Below are 15,811 nucleotides of genomic sequence, written 5' to 3' on the forward strand. Positions count from 1 at the left end.
CCTTCAACCCGTTGAACGGTGGTGGGGTTGACTCGGCGGATGTCGACCTGTTCGCCCCACGCCAGGTCCAGGGCCTGCCCGTCGGGCCGGTGGGTGGTGATGGTGACCNAGGCGGCGGCTGCTCGGATAGCCGCATCCAGCACGTCGAGGGTGGCCCACCCGGGTGTGGGGTCAGCTGGTCCGTCCGGCCCGTCGAGACGGATGACGGCGTGGAAGTGCACCAGTCCGCGCCGCTGGTATTCGGCGACCTTGCCGTAGGACAAGCGCAGGTACTCGCCAAACTCTCGAACTCGGATGCCGGCGTGCGCGGCCATCGCGCTCCTGGTCTCTACGGCCGGATCTACAGATGTCGGGCGAGGCGCTTGACCGGTCTGTAGGGCTATTGATCTGCGGAAACAGCGGACCACCCCGAGTCAGTCAGCGGGCCAGTCATAAGTGGCTGGCTCACTGGCCGGTCCGTGACCTGCTGAGTGGCCCACCGACGGCCCAGTGCTTGCGGACTCAGGCGAGCAGGACCTTGCGATTGCTCCAGGCAAGGTGCAACGCCGCCGCCGCACCGGGAGAGAGGCGCTTGGACTCGCTGAGCCACATCAGGGTGTTCTCCTCGAACGGAAAGGCCCGCGCGGGCATGGAGCCCTCCGAGTTGGTCTCAACGGCGTTGGCGAACAGCGCGTCGTAGGTGTCCGGGGCGATGACCGCGACGGTGAGGATGTCGCCGGCAAGAGTGAGCGCGTCGAGAGTGACGCCGAGGCAGAACAGGCGGATGTGACCGTCGCGCAGTGCCTCGTCCATCGTGGTGAACGGTTCCAGTTCGTCGTATCGGATCGGCTTACCGGAGCCGTCGTACTCGTCATGGCCCAGCAGTTCTTCGGCGTACTCGCGCTGGATGTTGCGCCAGATCGAGAAGTCGGCGGCGATAGCGGCGGGGATGACGGAGGAGGGCTGGAAGATGCCCGCGGGCAGCAGGTGTGCCATACCGCCGCCGCCTGAGACGCTGGCGGAGTCACGCTGGTGAAGGACGACGCTGGGGCTGTCGCCGCCCCTGATGGTCAGGGTGCCGATCGCACCCATGAGCGGTCGGCGGCCGAGATCGAACGGGTCTGCGATCAGCTTGCGAAATGTCAGCCGCCGCATGGAGGCACGTGGCATGACGGTTTCCCGGTCGCTGTCGATCGAGAGGTGGTGAGCGGCGAATTCGTGGGCGAGCGCCTCATTGGTGTCGACTGCGTCGAAGAAACCCATCTGCCCGAAGTGCATGCCCGGCTGGGCCCAGTCGAGTTCGAGCAGACGGAAGCACAGCCGGTTTTCGAACAAGCGGGGCGCGGCGAGGTCGCGGATGGCGTCGTGGTAGCGGCGGTATCGAGCGTCGATGGTGGCCAGCGGGCGAACCAGGGCGCTTTCGGGTTCTTCTCCGGTGATCGTGGGCTCGGCGACCACGGAGTCCAGGGTCAGCATGATCTCGTCCAGCGGGACGGGCTCGGCAGGTATCCAGCTGGGCGCGCTGATGACGCCTGTGTTCTTCAGCCCTGGTACGCGATGGTCGCGGTACAGCGACTCGGCGAGCACCGCGAGGTCGCGGCGATGCTTGCCCAAGGCCGCACGGACCTGGCGCCACTCGTCCTGGTCGCGCTCGACATGCGGGTCGGCATTTGTGGGCACGGTGGCGAATGTGAGCGGCGCGGGAAGGGGCTCGGTCTGGTCCTGCTCGGGTCGGACCGAGCGCGGCCTGCGGAAACCGAGTTCGTCGCCCGCGCAACCGAAGAACTCGGCGAGCAGTCGGCGATAGAAGGGCTGTGGCCACACGACTTCGCCGCGCTCCCATCGGCCGATGGTCTTGTGCGTGATTTGCGGGTGCTTGCCGTATCGGGTGGCGAGGTTGGTCAGCTCGTCAGCCAGGTCTTGCTGGGAACAGCCCGCCCCGCTCGCGCAGGGCGATCAGTACGGTGTTCGGTATGCGGGGCTCGTCGGATGACACAGGATCTACGGTAGGGCGTGCTACAGCCGTAGATCAGGAATGTCCCCCCAATGTCCCCGATCTGGCCCAACTGTGGGTACTTGCTGTGGTCGTGTTCGTCCCTGCTGCCTGGTGAACTCGTAGACGTAGTTACACCAGGTCAACCGGGGGTGGACACCGATGAACGACCGCGCTGACACCGCTCACGGAACGCGGACCGCGCCGCTCGTGCCGGGGATTCCGGGACTGGCCTGGGCCGAAACACGCGCCGTCGCCGTCGACCTGGCGCAGCACGGCTGGCCCGTGCTGCCGGGAACCTACCAGCTTGCCGAGCACGGGGCCTGGCTGGGCAGGTCCGGCGCGGCAGGGCTGGAACCGGTCACCGCGCTGTGGCAACTGGCCACGACGACCAACCCGGACGTGGCGATGGAGTGGTGGACACGGCGGCCGTACTCGGTGCTGCTGGCGTGCGGCGCCGGGGTCGACGGGGTTGAGGTACCCGCCGCCCACGGGCACCGCGCGCTGGCACAGCTCTCGCCGGCCCAGCGTGGTCCGGTCGCCGTCACGCCCTTCGGTTCGTGGTTGTTCTTCGTTCGCAGCGACGACGAACCGCTGCGTCCTGAGCTGGCCGCGAACGCACATGCGCAGTTGCACGCGAGCGGGGCGTGGTTGCCCATCCCGCCAACGGCGCGTGGCGGCCTGCCGTATCGCTGGCGGGTGCCCCGTCCACCGTCGGCTGGGCGCTGCCCGCCTCGGCCGAGGTTCAACGAGTGCTGGTCGCGTCGCTCAGCCGTGGAACCAGCGGCGCACGACCCAGCCTCACCTGAGTAAGCCGCGCCTGCGCCGAGGATGCCCCGACCGCCCTCGGCGCAGGCGCACCCACGCCCACATCGACCCAAGGGGAGGTGCCGATCATGGCTGACAGCGGTGAACAGGCCACACAGCACGTGACGCGAGTGCGGGAAATCCTGCCACGATCCGCGTCGATCATCGAGGCGTTCCGCGACACCACCAGCAGAGACCATCCCGGCCAGCTCGTCCTCGACACGGCGAACGAGCTGGCGGCCCAACACGGGCAGCAGTGGCAGGCCGAGGATGTCAGCCGCGCTTCCGGCGCGTCCGCCGAGGCCATCGCCGAGAGCAAGCGGCTCATCGACGACCTCAACGCCCGACGTGTCGCCCTAGTGGAACGGATCGACGAGTGGGTGTCGGCCCAGGTCCACAGCCGCGCGGACGCCTCCCTGCACACCGAGACCCTCGGCTCGGTGGTCGACCCCTGGCGATCGCGTGGGTCCGTGCGAACAGCCTGATCAACACCAACGATGCCCGCGATCGAGCCCGCTTGGCTCTGCGGCAGCTCGCCGAGCTGGCCGACGCCTACGACGACCTGATCCGCGACGTCGCCACCGGCCACCGACGGCTCCCGGCGTGGCGGCCCCTGAAGACCTACCGGAGCGCATCGTGACCGCAGAGGCACACCAACACCTGTCGGTGTCGCTCAACGGCGTCGACAACGTCGGCAAGACCACGCAACTCGCCTGGCTGCACCGTGGGATGCCGGACGCCCACCTCGTCGGCACGGTGGATGCCTGGGATTCCCGATGGCGCGAGGTCGCTGCCGGCACAGGCCCCCAGCCTTTACGTCATTCGGGCATCGACCCCGTCCGAGGCTCTGGAAAACACCGGCGCCGGGACTACCATCCTTGATCACCACGACGGTCATGACATCCACCACGGAGGGCCGCCCATGACCTTTCGTCTGTCCCGCATGTTCGACCTGGTTGAGCACTGGGCCGCCGCCGAGCCGGACCACGAAGCGCTGATCTTCGGCGAGCAAAGCTGGAGCTGGGCGGAGCTCGACACCCGAGTACGCAAGGCGGCCGCCGCGCTGCAAGCCGCCGGGGTGTCCGCCGGTGATCGGTTCGCGGTGCTCGACAAGAACCACCCGGTGTGCCTCGAGCTGACGCTGGCCGCGTCGGTCATCGGCGCCGTCAACGTGGTGGTGAACTTCCGGCTGGCCGAGGAGGAGCTCGTCTACGTGCTCGGCGACTCCGCGGCCAAGCTGGTGATCGTCGGAGCGGAGTTCGCCGAGACGCTCGACCGCCTGCGCGACCGGCTGCCCACCATCCAGCAGACCGTGGTGCTCGGCGGCGAGAAGGACGAGTACGAGCACTGGGTCGGCCAGGCGGAGCCGTTGCGCGAGCTGCCCGAGACCACCCTCGACGACTGCTTCCTGCAGCTCTACACGTCGGGCACGACCGGCTGGCCGAAAGGCGCCATGCTGACGCAACGGAGCATGACCACGCACACCAACGCGGTCGCGCCGGCGTACGAGATGGATCAGGACACCGTCAACATCGTGGCGATGCCGCTGTTCCACGTCGGCGGGACGAGCTGGGCGTTGGGCAGCATGGCGACCGGCGGGCGGACCATCGTGGTGCGCGAGATGACCGAGCTTCTGCCGGAAGTCGCCAAACACCAGGCCACGCACGCGTTCGTGGTGCCCGCGGTGCTCCACGCGCTGCTGCAGCATCCGAAGACGCCCGAGCTGCTCAGCCCGCTGCGGGTGCTCGCCTACGGCGGCTCCCCCATGCCTGCCGAGTTGATGAACGTCGTCCTGGAGAAGCTGTCGACGCCGCTCTACTCGGTGTACGGCATGACCGAGATGTCGGGCGCGATCTGCTGTCTGCGCCCGGAGGAACACCGCGACGAGACCCGTCGCCACCTCCTGGCGTCCGCGGGGCGCATGCTCGGCGACAACGAACTCCGCGTGGTCGACCCGACGACCGGGCGGGACGTGCCCACCGGCGAGCTCGGCGAGTTCTGGGTGCGGTCCGACCAGCGGATGGCGGGTTACTGGCAGAAGCCGGAGGCCACGCAGGAGACCATCACCGAGGACGGATGGCTGCGCACCGGCGACGCGGGGCGCGTCGACGAGGACGGCTACCTCTACCTCGAGGACCGCGTCAAGGACATGATCATCTCGGGCGGGGAGAACATCTACCCCGCCGAGGTGGAGCGCGTGCTGGCCGAGCACCCGGACGTCGCGGACGTCGCCGTGATCGGTGTGCCGCATCCGAAGTGGGGCGAGACCCCGAAGGCCGTGGTGGTCCTCAACGAAGGCGCGACGCTCGACGAAGCCGCGCTGATCGAGTTCACCCGGGACAAGCTCGCGCACTACAAGTGCCCGACCTCGGTCACCGCCGTGCCTGCCCTGCCGCGCAACGCCACCGGCAAGATCCTCAAGCGCGAGCTGCGCGCCCAGGTGCAGTAGCGCGAATTCCGTCGCGGGCGCGGAGGCGTGCGAATACCGTGGCGGCCATGGCTGTGGAGTGGGAGCAGCTCATCGTCGACGCCGCCAACCCGATCGCGCTCGGCCGCTGGTGGCAGGAGGCGCTGGGCTGGGTGGTCGTGCACCAGACCGACGAGGAATTCGAGATCCGTCCCGCGCCCGACCGCAAGCCGGGCCTGCTGTTCGGAGTCTCGCCGGACGAGAAGGGCGGCAAGAACCGGCTGCACATCGACCTTCGCCCGGACGACCAGGAAGCGGAGGTCCAGCGCTTCCTGGCGCTGGGTGCCCGGCACGCCGACGTCGGGCAGACCGGCGACGAGCCGTGGGTCGTGCTCGCCGATCCCGAGGGCAACGAGTTCTGCATCCTCGGCGTCGCTCACTGAGCGCGGCTCGGGCTACGGTCGAGGTGAGGGAGTCCCGTCGACCGAGGAGAAGGCCATGCGCTCAGGGGCTGGTCCGGTGACCGCCGCCGCGGTGCAGTTCGACCCACAGGTGGGTGTGGAGAACAAGGAGCGGAATCTGCGCCGCTCGCTGGAGTTGGCCGCCGAGGCCGCGGACAACGGGGCACGACTGATCGTGCTGCCCGAGCTCGCCAATACCGGCTACTCGTTCTCCACCAGGGAAGAGGCGTACGCACACGCCGAGGACTTGTCGTCCAGCCCGAGTGTGCACGCCTGGTCCGCGTTCGCGCGGGAACGCAGCCTGTACCTGGCGGCAGGGATTGCCGAGCAGGACGGTGTGCGGCTGTATGACACGGCCGTGCTGATCGGGCCGGACGGAGTGATCGGGCGCTACCGCAAGGCCCACCTGTGGAATCGCGAGAAGCTGTTCTTCGAGCCCGGCGACGACGGCTTCCCGGTCTTCGAGACCCGGCTCGGCCGCATCGGGTTGCTGATCTGCTGGGACATCTGGTTCCCCGAAGTGCCGCGGCTGCTGTCGGCGCAAGGGGCCGACGTGATCTGCAGCGTGAACAACTGGGTGTGGACGCCGGACGCCGACGAATCGGGCAGAAGCATGGCGCACTATCTGACGATGACCGCCTCGCACGTCAACGCGCTACCGATCGTGGCGGCGAACCGGATCGGCAGCGAGCGGGACACCAAGTTCCTCGGCGGTTCGGTGATCACCGGTCACGACGGCTGGCCGATCGACGACGTGGCGCCGCTGAACGAGGAGACGATCCGCTACGCCGACCTCGACGTCGTCGCCTCGCGGACCGCCAAGGTCTGGAACGATTTGATCGACCTCGACAAGGACCGCCGCACCGATCTCTACGACGGGCTGCTGGGCTACCGGGGTTCTGTCCGACGCAGGTAGTCGTTCCACGATGGCGCTGCTGCACGCCGTGACGACACCCCGCTGCTCGGGCTGACCAGGGACGAGGCGCCGACAGCACACGCGGTCTGCCCGGAAGGGCACGAATCCACCATCGTGGGCTTGCGGCGCGGCCCCGTGGCGGTTGGGATCAGGTGGACTGCGAGAGGAGGGGGTCCGGGCCGTGTGCGCCTATGTCCTCGTGGCCGAAGACGACCCGAAGCAGGCGGAGCTGGTGCGCCGCTACCTGTGCCGGGAGGACCACACGGTGCGTGTGGTGTCCGACGGCCGCTCGGCGATCGACGAGGTCCGCCGGCAGCGACCGGATCTGCTGGTGCTCGACGTCATGATGCCCGGCGTCGACGGGCTCGACGTGTGCCGCGTGCTGCGCCGCGACTACGAGCTGCCGGTCCTGATCGTCACCGCACGCAAGGACGCCGAGGACAAGCTGCTCGGCTTCGACCTCGGCGCGGACGACTACGTCACCAAGCCGTACGACCCGCGCGAGCTGATGGCCCGCGTGCGCGCCCTGCTCCGCCGAGCCCGACCACAGGCCGACCGCTCGCTCAGCGTCGGCGACCTCGTCCTCGACCCGGTGCGGCACACCGTCCACCTCGGGACGCAGGAGATCAACTGCACCCCGGCCGAGTTCCGCATCCTGGCCACCATGGCCGCCTCACCGGACCAGGTGTTCAGCCGCGGACAACTCGTCCAGCAAGCCTTCGGCCTGGACGGCAACATCACCGAACGAACCATCGACGTGCACGTGGCCAAGCTGCGCAAGAAGATCGAACGTGACCCGCGGTACCCGGCATACATCCGCACGGTGTACGGCGTCGGTTACAAGGTGACCGATGGCCGCACGATCGAGGACTGAACCGCGCAGGCGCTTCGGGCTGCGGGCTCGCCTTCTCGTCGGCACGATCGTGGTCGCCGCCTGCTCGATCGGCGTGACCGCGTGGGTGTCCGCGCAAAGCACCACGGGAAGCATCGAGGCCGAGCAGGGCCAGAACCAGGCGGCACTCGCCCGCATCTACGACCGGCTGGCCGGCTACGCCGCCACCCACTCCACCTGGGGCGGCGTCGACCCCGTGCTGCGCGAGCTGGGCGCCTCCACCGGGATGCGACTGGCACTGACCGACGAGCATCGCAACCGGATCGCGGCCACGTTCGCCGAAGCCTCCACCGCGCTCCCGGCCAAACCCAGCGCCGTGCTGAACCCGCTGGCGGTCGACGCCACGCTGGCCAGCGGGTCCGAGCGAATCGATCGACGTGCCGTCGGACCGTTCCGGCTGACCAGCTCCGAACGGAAGAAGCTGCGCGACAAAGCCGAGCGAGTCGCGCAGTGCATGCGCCGAGAGGGAGCCGACGCGAAGGTGGCCACCACGCCGCACGGCCGCGCCTACGTGCGCTCGGCCGGCGTGCCGACACCGCGCTGTTCCATGGTCGGGTCGGTCGACGACTCGGTGATCCGCGAGACGCCTTACGAAGAGCCGATCGTCGCACCCGTCGACCTCGAGCCGATTTCCGAGCTCCAACCCACCGAACGGAAAGCCCTGGCGGAGCTCAACGGCCTGGTTGCCCGGTGCTACCAGCAGCGAGGGCTGCGGCCGGAGCGGGTCGAACTGACCGCCATCGGTCAGTTCCGCCCGGCCAACCCCTCCGCGCGTCGCGACGACTTCACCGCCTGCCTGACCGCCGCCCGCACCGAGCAACTGCAGCCGTACGTCGCCCCGCCTGCGCTGCTGTTCGTCGTGCCACCTGCCGAACCGGGCATCCTCGACAGCGCAACACTGCGCATCGCCGGCGCCGCAGCGGCCATCCTCGTGCTCACTGTCGCGGTCAGCATGCTGCTCGCCCGGCCCGTGCTACGGCCGCTGCACAGCGTCATCGACGCGACCAAGCGCATGCGCGGTGGTGACCGAAAGGCCCGTGCCGAGGCCCCGGCGAAGGGGGAAGTCGCCGAGCTGGCCACGGCGTTCAACGAACTCTCGGAGCATCTGGCCCGCGTCGAGCAGCAGCGCACCGACATGGTCAACGACATCTCGCACGAGCTGCGCACCCCGCTGAGCAACATTCGCGGCTGGCTGGTCGCCGCCCAGGACGGCGTCGCCGAGGTGGACCGAGAGCTGATCGACTCGTTGCTGGAGGAGACCCTCGTGCTCCAGCACCTGGTCGACGACCTGCAAGACCTGGCAGCTGCGGACGCCGACGAACTCAAGCTGCGGCTCGAGGAGGTCGACGCCGCGCAGGTCCTGACCCAGGTGGCAGGCTCCACCGAAAGTCGGACGCCGCTGACCGTCGAGACGTCCGGGGATCTGCGCCTGCGGGCCGACCCGGTGCGGCTGCGGCAGGTCGTGACGAACCTGGTGAGCAACGCCATCCGGCACACACCGCCCACCGGGCAGATCACGATGCGCGGAACCCGCGCCGACGACCAGGTCCTCATCGAGGTGGCCGACACCGGCAAGGGCATCGCCCCGGACCATCTGCCGCACGTGTTCGACCGGTTCTGGCGCGCCGACCCCTCCCGTAGCCGGGCCACCGGGGGTCGCGGACTGGGCTTGGCCATCACGCGCAAGCTGGTGGAAGCGCACGGCGGCACGGTGACGGTGGACAGCACGCTCGGGGTGGGCACGACGTTCACCGTCCGGCTGCCCGCCGGATATGAAGAAACCTGAACAACTGCTGCAAAAGATCTTCATATCCGCCCGGCATCGTCGATGCCATGAAGAGATTGGTTCCCGTCCTCGGTGTCGCCGCCGTCGTCGCCCTCGGCGGATGCGGCAGCGAACCACCGGCCGACAACAGCGTGGCGACACTGCAGGACCACTCCAGCAGCGCCGCGAGAACACCCGACAAGAAGGCCGCCAAGGCTGACCAGGACGCCCAGCGCCCGCGTGAACGGCTCGACATGACCGAGGAAGAGTCGGACGCGCTGTGGAAGAAGTACAACGACTGCCTCTCCGAGCACGACGGCGGCCGGGCGGACATGTCCGACGCCGAGATCGACCCCGACTCCGGCGAGGTCGCGAGCATCAAGCCCGCGGACGCGGCGAAGGTCAAGAAGGCCGAAGCCGCCTGTCAGTCGCTCGAACCGCTGCCGCCGTGGGAGTACGACGTCAACAACCCGGAATCGGCCGACTTCGTCCACGACCTCGTGCAGTGCCTGCGCAACAAAGGCGTCAAGTACGTCGAGGAAACACCGCCGGAGCCCGGCGACGAACAGCGAACGTACGCGCTCGGCGGTGAACACAACGACCCCGAGTCCATCCGCAAGGGCCTCGAACTGGGCCCCGAATGCGAGAAAGAAGTAGCGGGACTGAAGTGAAACGCTGGTTGCTCCCGAGCCTGGTCGCCCTGCTGGTTGTCGGGGCCGCGGCCGCCTTCACCATCAGCTGGCTCGGCGCGCCGGACCCCGACCACCGCCCGGCCGGGCCCGCCGCGCCGGAAACCGTCACGGTCGAACGCACCGATCTGGTCGACGAGGCCACGTTCACCGGCACCATCGCGTACGGCACAGCGAGCACGCTGACCGGGCAGAAGTCGGGCACGCTGACCTGGCTGCCCGAACCGGGACGCGTGGTTCAACGCGGCGAGACGCTGTACAAGGTCGACGCGCGCCCGGTGCCGTTGCTCTACGGCAAGACACCGCTGTACCGGAAGCTGAAGAAGGGTGTCGCGACCGGGCCGGACGTGGTCGAACTCATCGACAACCTCGCCGCCCTCGGTTATCCGATCAGCGCGGGCCACAAGCGCTACGACGACGCCACGGTCAACGCGGTCAAGCAGTTCCAGCGCGATCACGGCCTGCCCCGGACCGGGGAGCTGGACGTGGGCGACGTCGTCATGCTGCCCGGCAAGATCCGCGTCAAGTCGGTGCGCGCGCAACTCGGCGCCGATGCCCAGGCGGAGGTCCTCGACTACACGTCGGTGACGAAGTCGGTCACCGCGAAGGTGAACCCACAGCAGGTCGACATCGGCGGCCTCAAGCCGAAGGCCAAGGTCGACCTGACGTTGCCGGACGGCGCGAAAACCACCGGAACCGTGACCACGGTCAGCGAAGACAGCTCGAGCGACGACAGCGACAGCGCCGGGCTGGGTGGCGGCGGCCCGCAGGTCGCCATCACGATCACGTTCGACCACCCGAGCGCGGTCGCCAAGATCAACTCGGGGAACGTCGAGGTCCGGGCGGTGATCGAGCAGCGCAAGGACGTCCTCGCCGTTCCGGTGACGGCGCTGCTCGCGCTGGCCGAAGGCGGGTACGCGGTGCAGGTGGTGCGAGACGACGGGACCACCAAGCTGGTCGGGGTCGAGCTCGGCATGTTCGCCGATCAGCTTGTCGAGGTGTCCGGCGATGGCCTGGAAGAAGGCATGCGCGTGGTGCGAGCGTCATGAGCCCGGTCATCGCAGTCCGCAACGCCAGCAAGATCTACCCCGGTGACGTGCGCGCACTCGACGACGTGTCGTTGACCATCTCCTCGGGCGAACTCGTCGCCATCGTCGGGCCGTCCGGTTCGGGCAAGTCGACACTGCTGCACCTGATGGGCGCGCTGGATCGGCCCACTTCGGGTCTGGTCGAGGTGGACGGTGCGGACGTGTCCGCGCTGTCCGACCGCGAATTGTCCGCGCTGCGAGCGCACCGCATCGGGCTGGTGTTCCAACAGTTCCATCTCGACAGCGGCATGACCGCGGTGGACAACGTCAGCACCGGTCTGCTCTACGCCGGCGTACCGCCACGCCGTCGGCGCGAACTGGCGCTCACCGCGCTGCAGCGCGTCGGGCTCGGCCATCGCGTCGGACATCGTCCGCACCAGCTGTCCGGCGGTGAGAAGCAACGGGTCGCCATCGCGCGCGCCCTGGTGAACGAGCCCGCGATCGTGCTGGCCGACGAACCGACCGGGGCGCTGGACACCACCAACGGGGAAGCGGTGATGAGGCTGCTGCGGGAGCTCAACGAAGCAGGGACGACCATCGCGGTGATCACCCACGACCGGGAGATCGCTGCGTCGCTGCCCAGGCAGGTGGAGATCCGCGACGGCAGGATTCGCCGGGACACGGGCACCGGCCGGGAGGCGGCATGAGCGACACACGACCCCACCGGTTCCGGCTCGACCCGCTCGACGTGCTCGGGCTCGGCGTCGTCGGACTCCGCTCTCGCCCGCTGCGCGCCGCTCTCGCCGCGCTCGGCATCGCCATCGGCATCGCGACCATGGTCGTGGTGGTCGGCATTCCGGCCTCCAGTCAGCAGGCGCTGGACCGGCAACTGTCCGCGCTGGGCACCAACCTGCTGCGGGCGCAGGCCACGATCGACGAGCAGACCGACAAGTTGCCGCCGGTCCCCGAGCGGGCCGACGCGATGGCGGAACGGATCGGGCCGGTCACCGCGGCCAGCGCGGTCGCGAACACGCACGCCCAGGTCCGTCGCACGGACAAGATTCCGCCGGAGCAATCCTCCGGGCTGACCGTGCTGGCGGCGCGTCCGGACCTCCTGTCGGTGCTGGATGCCCAGCTGGTCGCCGGCACGCCGATCACCGCACGCAACGAGAGCCTCCCCGTGGTGGTGCTGGGCGAGAAGGCCGCGAGCAGGCTGGGCATCACCTCGCTACGCCGCGGCGAGCCGTCCCCGAAGGTGTGGATCAACAACCGGTGGTTCACCGTCATCGGCATCCTCGGGGCCACACCGCTGGATCCGGACATCGAGCGCTCGGTGCTCGTCGGCTGGGAAGCGGCGCGCACCTGGCTCGGCTTCGACGGCCATCCCACGGTCGTCTATGCCAGGGCGGACGAATCCCAGCTGGAGTCCGCGCGGTCGGTGCTGCCCGCCACCGTGTACCCGGAGAACCCGGCCCGCATCAAGGCCAGCAGGCCGTCGGACGCGCTGGCGGCCAAGCGCATCGCCGAGACCACGTTCTCCGGGCTGTTCCTCGGGTTGGCGGCGGTGGCGCTGCTGGTCGGCGGGGTCGGCGTCGCCAACACCATGGTGATCTCGGTACTGGAACGCAAACGCGAGATCGGGCTGCGCCGGGCGCTCGGCGCGACCAAGGGACAGATCCGCACGCAGTTCTTCACCGAGTCCGTCGTGCTGTGTCTGCTCGGCGGGCTGACCGGTGTGCTGCTCGGTGTGCTCGGCACCGCGATCTACTCCGCCCTCAGAAGCTGGCCCGCCGTCGTGCCGCTGGAAGCGGCGCTCGGCGGGCTGGGGTCGGCGATGGCGATCGGTGCCCTGGCCGGGTTGTATCCGGCCATCCGCGCCTCTCGCCTGACCCCGACCGAAGCGCTCGCGGCGCCCTAGCCGCGGGCGGACCTCCCCCTCGGTCCTGCCGTCCCACGGTTCTCCCTCTCGTGGGGCGGCAGGACCTTCGCGTCGGCCGACGCAGGCCCCACGGCGACCGCACTCCGGTACTGGTCTGACGGCTCGACAGCACAGCTGCGCCCGCACGTCACCCGAACGCGGTCAAGATCACCCTAAACTTGATTGATTCAAGAAAATTGGGCACACTCCGGGTATGCCGACCCGGGAAGAGTTCACGCGCCAGCTGCGCGAGGCAGAGCTCCGGGTCACCCGTCCGCGCCTCGCGGTCATGGCGGCGGTGCACGACAACCCTCATGCCGACACCGACACCATCATCCGCGCGGTGCGGAAGAGTCTCGGAGACGTTTCGCACCAGGCCGTGTACGACGTGCTGCACGCACTGACCGACGCGGGACTGCTGCGACGCATCCAACCGCTGGGCTCGGTGGCCCGCTACGAGGCACGAGTTGGCGACAACCACCACCACCTCGTGTGCCGCTCGTGCGGAGCCATCACCGACGTGGACTGCGCCGTCGGACCCGCGCCGTGCCTGACCGCGGCCGACGATCACGGTTACGTCATCGACGAGGCAGAAGTCATCTACTGGGGACTGTGCCCGGACTGCTCGACGAGTTCTACGAACACCCGCTGAAACCGCGAAAGGAAGCTACGTGACTGAAGGCCACGACGCCAAGGTCGGAGACCTGAACGAAGAGAGCGCAGGCGGCTGCCCGGTATCCACCGGCCGCCTGAAGCACCCCACGCAAGGAGACGGCAACCAGCAGTGGTGGCCGAACCGGCTGAACCTGTCGATCCTGCGTAAGCACCAGCCTGCGTCGAACCCGGACCCGGACTTCGACTACCGCAAGGAATTCCAGACGCTGGACCTGGACGAGCTGGCCAAGGACGTCGACAAGGTCCTGACCACCTCGCAGGACTGGTGGCCCGCCGACTTCGGCCACTACGGTCCGTTCATCATCCGGATGGCCTGGCACTCCGCGGGCACCTACCGCATCCACGACGGTCGCGGTGGCGCCGACGGCGGTCAGCAGCGGTTCGCCCCGCTGAACAGCTGGCCGGACAACGCCAACCTGGACAAGGCCCGCAGGCTGCTGTGGCCGGTGAAGAAGAAGTACGGCCGCAAGATCTCGTGGGCCGACCTGCTGATCTTCGCCGGTAACCGGGCGCTGGAGACGATGGGCCTGAAGACGTTCGGCTTCGCCGGCGGCCGCATCGACGCGTGGGAGCCGGACGACGACGTGTACTGGGGCCCGGAGACCACCTGGCTGGGCGACGAGCGCTACAGCGGTGACCGCGAGCTGGCCGAGCCGTTCGCCGCGGTCCAGATGGGCCTGATCTACGTCAACCCGGAGGGCCCGAACGGCGAGCCGGACCCGCTGGCCGCCGCGCGCGACATCCGCGAGACGTTCGGCCGGATGGCGATGAACGACGAGGAGACCGTCGCCCTCATCGCCGGTGGTCACACGTTCGGCAAGACGCACGGCGCGGCCGACCCGAACAAGTACGTCGGCCCGGAGCCGGAGGCCGCCCCGCTCGAGGAGCAGGGTCTCGGCTGGAAGAACACCTACGGCACCGGTAAGGGCGGCGACACCATCACCAGTGGCCTGGAGGGCACCTGGACCCCGACGCCGACCCGGTGGGACAACTGGTTCTTCGAGAACCTGTTCCGCTACGAGTGGGAGCTGACCAAGAGCCCGGCGGGCGCGTGGCAGTGGCGGCCGAAGGACGGTGCCGCCGCGGGCACGGTGCCGGACGCGCACGACCCGTCGAAGACGCACCCGCCGACGATGCTGACCACGGACCTGGCGCTGCGCTTCGACCCGGTCTACGAGCAGATCTCGCGGCGGTTCTGGCAGAACCCGGACGAGTTCGCCGACGCGTTCGCGCGGGCCTGGTTCAAGCTGACCCACCGCGACATGGGCCCGAAGAACCGTTACCTCGGCCCGCTGGTGCCGCAGGAGGACCTGATCTGGCAGGACCCGGTGCCCGCGGTGGACCACGAGCTGGTCGACGCCGAGGACGTCAAGGCGCTCAAGCAGCAGGTGCTGGGTTCCGGCCTGACCGTGGCGCAGCTGGTGAAGACGGCGTGGGCCTCGGCCTCGTCGTTCCGCGGCAGCGACAAGCGCGGTGGTGCCAACGGTGCCCGCATCCGGCTGGAGCCGCAGCGCAACTGGGAGGTGAACGAGCCGGACGAGCTCGCCCAGGTGCTCAGCACGCTGGAGGGCATCCAGCAGTCGTTCAACAGCGCCCAGACCGGCAACAAGCGCATCTCGCTCGCCGACCTGATCGTGCTGGCCGGTTGCGCGGCGGTGGAGAAGGCCGCGCGCGACGCGGGCCAGGACATCGAGGTGCCGTTCACGCCGGGCCGCACCGACGCCACGCAGGAGCAGACCGACGTCGAATCGTTCGCTCCGCTGGAGCCGAAGGCGGACGGCTTCCGCAACTACGTCGGCAAGGCGCTGCCGCTGCCGCCGGAGTACATGCTGCTGGACCGCGCCAACCTGCTGACCCTGACCGCGCCGGAGATGACGGTGCTGGTCGGTGGCCTGCGGGTGCTCGGCGCCAACCACGGCGGGTCCCAGCTGGGCGTGTTCACCAACCGCCCCGGTGTGTTGACGAACGACTTCTTCGCCAACCTGCTGGAGCTGGGCGTGGAGTGGAAGCCGACCTCGCCCGACGCGGACACGTTCGAGGCGCGGGACGCCTCCGGCAACGTGCTGTGGACCGGCAGCCGGGTCGACCTGGTCTTCGGCTCGAACTCCGAGCTGCGGGCCGTCGCCGAGTTCTACGGCGCCGACGACGCGCAGGAGAAGTTCGTGCGTGACTTCGTCGCCGCGTGGGACAAGGTGATGAACCTCGACCGGTTCGACCTGCACAACTGATCAGCTGACCCGACAACCGCGCGGTGTCCGTCCACTGGGGACGGCACCGCGCG

17 protein-coding genes are annotated in these 15,811 nt (G+C 69.1%); 15 read left to right on the plus strand and 2 right to left on the minus strand.

Annotated elements, in window-relative coordinates; translation table 11 throughout:
* Together YWM_RS26740 and YWM_RS22020 are read right to left on the minus strand one after the other, a co-directional pair.
* The coding region (locus YWM_RS26740) for a replication initiator (protein ID WP_043659545.1) at nucleotides 1–314 on the minus strand (314 nt) is incomplete at its 3' end.
* Nucleotides 315–501: 187 nt separating this feature from the next.
* Nucleotides 502–1,566: a transcriptional regulator gene (locus YWM_RS22020; RefSeq protein ID WP_245565905.1), complete on the minus strand. Its 1,065-nt coding sequence runs from the start codon at nucleotides 1,564–1,566 to the stop codon at nucleotides 502–504.
* A 568-nt stretch (nucleotides 1,567–2,134) separates the two neighbouring features.
* On the opposite strand from YWM_RS22020, the gene YWM_RS22025 reads away from it, so the two are divergent.
* From YWM_RS22025 to katG, 15 genes are all read left to right on the plus strand, one after another.
* Entirely contained in the window at nucleotides 2,135–2,785 is a 651-nt protein-coding gene (locus tag YWM_RS22025; protein WP_245565906.1) for a bifunctional DNA primase/polymerase, read from the plus strand.
* 83 nt (nucleotides 2,786–2,868) lie between these two features.
* Nucleotides 2,869–3,264, plus strand: coding sequence for a DUF4254 domain-containing protein (locus YWM_RS22030; RefSeq protein ID WP_245565907.1), 396 nt, complete (start codon nucleotides 2,869–2,871; stop codon nucleotides 3,262–3,264).
* Nucleotides 3,265–3,296: 32 nt separating this feature from the next.
* Nucleotides 3,297–3,419: a hypothetical protein gene (locus YWM_RS27015; RefSeq protein ID WP_281168788.1), complete on the plus strand. Its 123-nt coding sequence runs from the start codon at nucleotides 3,297–3,299 to the stop codon at nucleotides 3,417–3,419.
* Entirely contained in the window at nucleotides 3,416–3,661 is a 246-nt protein-coding gene (locus tag YWM_RS25525) for a hypothetical protein (protein ID WP_084612165.1), read from the plus strand. The genes YWM_RS27015 and YWM_RS25525 overlap by 4 nt, the downstream gene beginning before the upstream one ends.
* A 40-nt stretch (nucleotides 3,662–3,701) precedes the next feature.
* Nucleotides 3,702–5,228 (plus strand): long-chain-fatty-acid--CoA ligase, encoded by a 1,527-nt coding sequence (locus YWM_RS0103365; protein WP_028849520.1) that lies wholly within the window; start codon nucleotides 3,702–3,704, stop codon nucleotides 5,226–5,228.
* Nucleotides 5,229–5,275: 47 nt separating this feature from the next.
* A complete protein-coding gene (locus YWM_RS0103370) occupies nucleotides 5,276–5,629 on the plus strand; it encodes a VOC family protein (protein WP_028849521.1) in 354 nt (117 codons plus the stop codon).
* A gap of 55 nt (nucleotides 5,630–5,684) precedes the next feature.
* Nucleotides 5,685–6,563: a nitrilase family protein gene (locus YWM_RS0103375; protein WP_028849522.1), complete on the plus strand. Its 879-nt coding sequence runs from the start codon at nucleotides 5,685–5,687 to the stop codon at nucleotides 6,561–6,563.
* A 181-nt stretch (nucleotides 6,564–6,744) separates the two neighbouring features.
* Complete coding sequence (locus YWM_RS0103380) at nucleotides 6,745–7,437, plus strand: response regulator transcription factor (RefSeq protein ID WP_028849523.1); 693 nt, start codon at nucleotides 6,745–6,747, stop codon at nucleotides 7,435–7,437.
* Nucleotides 7,415–9,241 (plus strand): sensor histidine kinase, encoded by a 1,827-nt coding sequence (locus tag YWM_RS22035; protein ID WP_043659547.1) that lies wholly within the window; start codon nucleotides 7,415–7,417, stop codon nucleotides 9,239–9,241. The genes YWM_RS0103380 and YWM_RS22035 overlap by 23 nt, the downstream gene beginning before the upstream one ends.
* 47 nt (nucleotides 9,242–9,288) lie before the next feature.
* Nucleotides 9,289–9,891 (plus strand): hypothetical protein, encoded by a 603-nt coding sequence (locus YWM_RS0103390; protein WP_028849524.1) that lies wholly within the window; start codon nucleotides 9,289–9,291, stop codon nucleotides 9,889–9,891.
* Nucleotides 9,888–10,958 (plus strand): peptidoglycan-binding protein, encoded by a 1,071-nt coding sequence (locus YWM_RS0103395; protein WP_052344521.1) that lies wholly within the window; start codon nucleotides 9,888–9,890, stop codon nucleotides 10,956–10,958. Before YWM_RS0103390 ends, YWM_RS0103395 begins: the two co-directional genes overlap by 4 nt.
* Nucleotides 10,955–11,644 (plus strand): ABC transporter ATP-binding protein, encoded by a 690-nt coding sequence (locus tag YWM_RS0103400; RefSeq protein ID WP_028849526.1) that lies wholly within the window; start codon nucleotides 10,955–10,957, stop codon nucleotides 11,642–11,644. Before YWM_RS0103395 ends, YWM_RS0103400 begins: the two co-directional genes overlap by 4 nt.
* A complete protein-coding gene (locus tag YWM_RS0103405) occupies nucleotides 11,641–12,855 on the plus strand; it encodes an ABC transporter permease (protein WP_028849527.1) in 1,215 nt (404 codons plus the stop codon). The genes YWM_RS0103400 and YWM_RS0103405 overlap by 4 nt, the downstream gene beginning before the upstream one ends.
* A 214-nt stretch (nucleotides 12,856–13,069) precedes the next feature.
* Entirely contained in the window at nucleotides 13,070–13,507 is a 438-nt protein-coding gene (locus tag YWM_RS0103410; RefSeq protein ID WP_028849528.1) for a Fur family transcriptional regulator, read from the plus strand.
* A gap of 19 nt (nucleotides 13,508–13,526) precedes the next feature.
* Complete coding sequence (gene katG, locus YWM_RS0103415; protein ID WP_028849529.1) at nucleotides 13,527–15,758, plus strand: catalase/peroxidase HPI; 2,232 nt, start codon at nucleotides 13,527–13,529, stop codon at nucleotides 15,756–15,758.
* Nucleotides 15,759–15,811 lie beyond the last annotated feature (53 nt).

This window comes from Thermocrispum municipale DSM 44069, from assembly GCF_000427825.1.
Classification (GTDB): domain Bacteria; phylum Actinomycetota; class Actinomycetes; order Mycobacteriales; family Pseudonocardiaceae; genus Thermocrispum; species Thermocrispum municipale.